Below are 6,575 nucleotides of genomic sequence, written 5' to 3'. Positions count from 1 at the left end.
ACTATTTTGGCTACACTTCCAGGCCGGTCAACGGAACAACCGCAGACCAGACAGACAATCAGCGCTCAACCACGCCGTAACCTCGGCCTAAACGGCTGAGAGATTCGAGAACCTGCCCACAACTGTCTCGAAACAGACCACATGTGCGACTCGCGGAAGTTCGTCTCAAAACACGCGTATCCGGTGGCGGGACCGATTCCACCGATGTTCCAGGTGGGAGCCCGCTCCTTGTGAAATCCTGTGAGCGTGTCCGCGGCAGCTGCTCCATCGGGGGTGGTGACCTTTCTGTTCACCGATGTCGAGGGGTCGACCCGTCGGTGGGAGAAAGACGCGGATGGCATGCGGGTGGCGCTGGCCGCCCACGACGGGGTATTGCGCGGGGCGATCGAGGCTCATGGCGGTTGGTTGTTCAAGCACACCGGTGACGGGGTGTGCGCCGCGTTCGCCTCACCAAAGTCGGCTGTGGATGCCGCAGTGGCCGCGCAGCGTGCCCTGGAATTGCCGGTGCGGATGGGCATCGCGACCGGCGAAGCCGAGCTGCGCGAAGGAGACTATTTCGGAACGGTGCTCAACCGAGCAGCACGGGTGATGGCCGCCGGCCACGGCGGTCAGATCCTGCTGGCCGATTCGACAGCGGTTTTACTCAGCGGAGTGGATCTCGTTGATCTGGGGCCGCGGCGGCTGCGGGATGTCCTGATGCCGGTCGGTGTATTTCAGGTCCGAGCAGCGGGACTACGCACAGAGTTTCCGCCACTGCGGGCGTTGGATACGACTCAAGGAAATCTACGGCCCGCGACCACCAGCTTGATCGGGCGCGAATCAGAGGTCCGCCAGATCGAAGCCGCAGTGGGGTCCCATCGGTTGGTGACGCTGACCGGCGTGGGTGGGGTGGGTAAGACGCGGCTGGCACTGGAGGTCGCGGCGCGCCTGGGCGATGAGTTCCCGGACGGGATTTGGTTTTTCGAACTGGCAGCAGTCACTGACCCGGCGGCGGTCCCCGACGCGGTAGCCGCGGTGATGGGCATCACCCAACAGCCGGGTAAGACCGTGAGCGAGTCGGTGGCCGCTGCGTTGGAGGGCCGAGTCCGGCTGTTGGTGATCGACAACTGCGAACACGTTCTGGACATTGCCGCCGACCTGATCGAAGCCATCCTCGTGCATTCGGCGACCGTGAGAATCTTAGCCACCAGCCGCGAGGGACTGGGGGTTGTCGACGAACAGTTGTGGGCAGTACCCCCGTTGGACGTTGACGCAGGGACCGGCTCGGCGGCAGTGACATTGTTCGTTGAACGCGCCCGTAGTGTGGCGCAGCGATTCTCATTGGCCGGGGCCGAAGAGGCGGCGGCGGTCGTGGACATTTGTCGGCGCCTCGACGGTATCCCGTTGGCCATTGAGCTGGCGGCCTCGCGGATGGCGTCGATGACCCCGGTTGAGGTGCGTGACCGTCTTGATCAGCGGTTCCGGCTGCTGATCGGGTCACGGCGCGGACTGGAACGCCACCACACCCTGCGCCACGCCGTGCACTGGTCCTACGACCTCTTGGGCGACGCGGAGAAGGCACTGCTGGAGCGGTGTGCGGTGTTCGCCGGAGGATTCGACCTCCACAGCGCCTGCGCCGTAGCCGGATCCAATGATGTCGACGACTACGCCGTTCTCGATCTGCTCGACGCCCTGGTGCGCAAGTCGCTGCTGATCGCCGACCGGTCAGCCGGGCGGACCCGCTATTCGATGCTGGAGACGATCCGCCAGTTCGCCGAGGAAAAACTTGCTACCAGTGGCGGTGTCGATGCGGCCCGCGTATCACACGCCAGGTACTTTGCGGGCCGCGCAAGCGACGTGGTCGCGCTGTGGGACGGTCCGCGGCAGCGCGAGACCTACTTCTGGTTCACGACCGAATTCGCGAACCTACGCGCCGCCTTCTGGTGGTCTGCCCGCAACCACGACCTGGACAGCGCCGCCACGCTCGCCACGCACTCCACCCTGCTCGGCGTCTGGGTCGAACAGTATGAGCCCGTCGCGTGGGCCGAGGAGCTGATAGAACCGGCGCGGGCAGTCGACCATCGGCGGCTCTTGCAGCTGTACGTGGCCGCCGCGCAGTGCTATGCGGCCGGACGGGCCGAGGATGCCTTCGGCTACCTAGAGGCCAGCCAGCAGTTAAAGAACAGCGCCACTTTCGACCCGGATCTGTATGAGACACAGACCGCGACCGGCATCGCTTACATGGCGGCAGGCCGACCTCAGCGTTGGGTTGACGTATGCCGCGATGCGATCGCACGGGGGGCGGGCCCTCGCACGATCACCCGCGCGTGTCTGGTGATGGCATTGAATTTCCTGGGTGATGGCGACGGCGCAAGGCTCGCTTCGGAGGGCCTTCTCGACGCGGCCGATGCCACTGACAATCCCAATGCGGCGTGTTTTGCGCTCGTCGCGCACGGTATCGCCCACCGCGACACCGATCCTGTTGCCGCGTGCGACGTCCAGCGCCGGGCTGTGATCCTCGCCCGAGAGAGCGGTAACCGACAGATGGAGATGGCGGCGGCGGTGTCGGTGTCCTCGTTCGCCGCCGCCGAGGGCGACCCCGTCGAGGCCTTCGACTATCTGACCACAATTATCGGCCGCTACCACGACTCCGGCAGCGTCTCGCTCCTGCAGTACCCGATGCCAATCCTCGCCGCGTTGTTCGACCGAGTCGGACGCCACCAACAGGCCGCAACGATCTGTGGATTCGCCGGAACCCCCATGGCGCGTGCGGCCTATCCCCAGATCGACGCCACAATCGCCCACTTGCGCGGCGTCCTCGGCGACCGGACGTACGAATCGCTGGCCCGCAACGGCGAAGGGATGACCACCGCCGCCATGGCGACCTACGCCTATGACCAAATCGACCAGGCCCGAATAGAACTGAACGTCGTCTCGAAATAGACGACATACAAGAGTCTCAAAACTTCGTGTCAGAGATGCCACGGCGATATGCCGGACATCGTTGACCGGCAGTGAAACGATACTGACGTGGACCCCACCGGAGATGGCGGCCGTGAACTGACCCAGATCGGGTTGGTCTGTGGTTCATGCGGCGCACAGTCCAGTCCGACGGCCAAGTTCTGTAGCGAGTGCGGTACACCTCTAAACCAGGCGACTCGAACGGCCGAGTATAAGCAAGTCACCGTCTTGTTCGCCGATGTGGTGCACTCGATGTACATCGCCTCAGTGGTTGGTGCGGAGCGGCTGCGCGAGATCATGGCCGACCTCGTCAACATCACGACAGCGGTCGTGAAGCGCTACGGCGGCACGGTCGACAAATTCACCGGCGACGGCATCATGGCGGTCTTCGGAGCGCCTTTAGCATTGGAGGACCATGCCGTGCGGGCGTGTCTTGCGGCATTGGCAATCCAGGACGAACTCGCACGGTTGGCCGCGCGGGTTCGCGATCGTGACGGCGTCGAACTGGCCTTGCGCGTAGGGCTCAATTCGGGTCAAGTGATCGCTGGCGAAGTCGGTTCGGCTTCCTTGGGGTACACCACTATGGGCGAGCAGGTGGGGGTGGCTCAGCGAATGGAGTCGGTCGCTCCACCTGGTGGCGTGATGCTCAGCGCGTCGACAGCGCGACTACTTGATGGCGCAGCGGCTCTCAGTGAGCCTGAGTCGGTTCAATTCAAGGGTGCGGATCAGCCCGTCGCGGCCTATCGGCTGTTGGGCATGCGGGAACAGCATCGTGCTGCCTCACGTGTTCAGTCGAATCTGGTGGGTCGGCGATGGGAGATGTTCGCCGTCGAGGGCTTGTTAGACCGTGCAATCGGAGGCCATGGTGCGGTGGTCGCCGTGGCGGGGCCACCTGGCATCGGCAAGAGCCGTCTCGTGCGTGAGGTGTCTGCGATGGCAGCCACCCGTGGTGCCGAGGTGTTCACCGCCTTCTGCGAGTCGCACACCAACCAGATTCCCTTCCGTGCGGTCGCGCGCCTGCTGCGCGCCGCCATCGGCGTCGAAGGTCTTGACGGTCAGGCCGCCCGCGATCGAGTGCGCGACCGGGTTCCCGACGTAGACCCCGAGGACTTGCTGCTGCTTGATGACCTGCTGGGCATTGGCGATCCTGGCGCTCCCTTACCGAGAATCGATCCGGATGCTCGTCGGCGGCGGTTGACCGCGTTGATCAATGCCGCGTCGTTGGCGCGCACCGACCCGGCCCTCTGCGTCATCGAGGATGCGCACTGGATCGATGAGGTCAGCGAATCGATGCTGGCCGACTTCTTCACGGTCATTCCGGGCACCCCGTCGATGGTGTTGATCACTTACCGCCCCGAATACGAAGGAGCGCTGGCGCGGATGCACGGCGCACAGACGATAGCGCTTGCACCGCTGAGTGATTCGGAAAGCGCAACGCTGGTGTCGGAAATGCTTGGGGCGGACCCCTCCGTCGATGCGCTGGGCCGGACGATCACTGATAGGGCCGCCGGTAATCCGTTCTTCGTCCAAGAAATCGTGCGCGACCTGGCCGAGCGCGGTGTGCTGCGTGGGAAGCCCGGCGCATACATGTCGACGGCAGAGGTCGCTGAGGTGAATGTGCCTGCGACGCTGCAGGCGACCATCGCCGCGCGCATCGACCGGCTTCCCCCAGAAGCAAAACGCACGTTGAGTGCGGCGGCGGTCATCGGGTCGCGTTTCACCCTCCGTCTGCTGACCCAGCTAGGTGTCGAACCAGCCATTGATGACCTGGCGGCAGCCCAGCTCATCGATCGGGTCAGGTTCACCCGACAGCCCGAGTATGTGTTCCACCACCCGCTGATTCGCGCGGTGGCCTACGAGTCGCAGCTGAAGTCGGATCGCGCCGTATTACACCGGCGGGTGGCAACCGCGATCCAAGAGGGTGACCCGGGGTCAGTCGATGTGAATGCCGCCTTGATCGCCAGGCAACTAGAAGCCGCCGGTGATCTGCGTCCCGCATTCGACTGGCACATGCGCGCAGCCGGTTGGTTGACCAGCCGCGACATCGGCGCGGCGGGCACCAGTTGGCAGCGTGCCCGGCACGTCGCCGACCGGCTTCCGGCTGACGACCCCGACCGGATGGTGATGCGGATAGCGCCGCGCACCATGCTCTGCGCGACGAATTGGCTGGCCGGGGGAGGCGTCAACGATGCCGGTCTTGCGGAGTTGCGCGAGCTGTGTGCAGCCAACGGTGACCAGACTTCGCTCGCGATGGGCATGGCCGGGCTCGTCATGGCGTTCGCCGGACATAACCGCAACGACGAGGCGACGCAGCTGGCCTCCGAGTTGACTGCGCTGCTCGATGCGATCGGTAACCCCACCCTGACCGCTGGGCTGCTCCCAAGCGTGATCTACATCAAGTCGCAGGTCGGCGAGATGACCGAAGCTCTGCGGTTGGCGCAACGTTCCATCGATCTGGCCGACGGCGATCCCACCAAAGACAAGCTGCTGGTGGGGTCGCCGTTGGCGTGGGCGACGATGATGCGGGGTCTGTCCAGGCTGTGCTTGGGCATCGAGGGTTGGCACTCCGACGCCGACGAGGCTGTTGTGCTGGGTGCCGGGGTGGACCGCAAGAGCTATGTGTCGGCGGTGATGTACAAGTACGTCGTGGCCGTCCCGGTCGGCGCATTATCCGCCGACGCAGTGGCCCTCCGGGAAACGGCGGAAGCGCTGCGGATCGCCGAGCAAGTCGGCGACGACCACACGGTGGCGCTTGCCCAACTCGTCCGGGGTGTGGTCCTGGTTCACCACGGCGGCACGTATCGCCACGAGGGTTTCAGCGTGCTGACCCGTGCGCGCGACATTGCGTTGCAGAAGGGGTTCACCCTGAACGCGCTGGCGGTCGTCGATCCCGAGATAGCGAGGGAGAGAGCCCGAACCGGCGATCTCGACGGTGCCATCGAGCTGTCCCGGGCGGCCATTGACGACATGTTCGAACGGGGCGCGATGTTTTTGCGCGGGTTCGCGACCACGGTCCTGGTGGAATCGTTGCTTGCTCGCGGCACCGAAGGTGACGTCGAGGAAGCGCACGCGGCGATCGAGAGACTGGCAGCCGTGCCCACTGATCCGGGGTTCGTGCTGCACGAGCTTCCGCTGCTGCGAATGCGCGCGCTGTCTGCGGCGGCCCACGGGGATGGCGCCGGTTATCGGGACTATCGGGACCGCTACCGAGCCATGGCGAGAACCCTTGGCTTCGAGGGGCATACGGCGATGGCCGAGGCGATGCCGTGAGCGCCGGTGCCAGGCCGGGAGCCCTGCCCTCTGGGGTCGTCACCTTCCTGTTTACCGACATCGAGGGCTCGACCCGGCGGTGGGAGGCCGACCCGGAGGTGATGCGGGCAGCACTGGCTGACCACGACGAGGTGGTCCGCTCGACCTACGCCTTCGACCAGATCGACCAGGCCCGAGCAGAACTGAAGGCCGTCTCGAAATAGACCACATATGAGACCGTCGTGCGACACCCACGCCAGTCGGGTATTTCCCGAGGTGGATTCGTCTCAGAAGTCCGTCTCGGAATGCAGTGTCCTGAAGCACAGGAGGGTGTCGGCTTATTACCGCCGGGTGGCGGCGGTAGGCGGCGGGGTTGAGGTCGTGGT

Annotated in this window: 3 protein-coding genes; all 3 read left to right on the top strand. The window is 64.9% G+C overall.

The window, feature by feature from the left end:
* The first annotated feature begins 240 nt into the window (after positions 1-240).
* The 3 genes from ACLP9N_RS29985 to ACLP9N_RS29975 all read left to right on the top strand — a co-directional run bounded on the left by ACLP9N_RS29985 (position 241) and on the right by ACLP9N_RS29975 (position 6,413).
* Positions 241-2,922: an ATP-binding protein gene (locus ACLP9N_RS29985; protein ID WP_442410768.1), complete on the top strand. Its 2,682-nt coding sequence runs from the start codon at positions 241-243 to the stop codon at positions 2,920-2,922.
* Between the two features lie 117 nt (positions 2,923-3,039).
* Positions 3,040-6,210 (top strand): adenylate/guanylate cyclase domain-containing protein, encoded by a 3,171-nt coding sequence (locus tag ACLP9N_RS29980; RefSeq protein ID WP_442410769.1) that lies wholly within the window; start codon positions 3,040-3,042, stop codon positions 6,208-6,210.
* Positions 6,207-6,413 carry a hypothetical protein gene (locus ACLP9N_RS29975; RefSeq protein ID WP_442410770.1) on the top strand — a complete coding sequence of 69 codons (207 nt, stop codon included), beginning with the start codon at positions 6,207-6,209 and terminating at the stop codon, positions 6,411-6,413. The genes ACLP9N_RS29980 and ACLP9N_RS29975 overlap by 4 nt, the downstream gene beginning before the upstream one ends.
* The last annotated feature ends 162 nt before the right edge of the window (positions 6,414-6,575 follow it).

Source organism: Mycobacterium sp., from assembly GCF_052144515.1.
GTDB lineage: Bacteria > Actinomycetota > Actinomycetes > Mycobacteriales > Mycobacteriaceae > Mycobacterium.
This window is presented reverse-complemented; position numbering and strand designations above follow the sequence as displayed.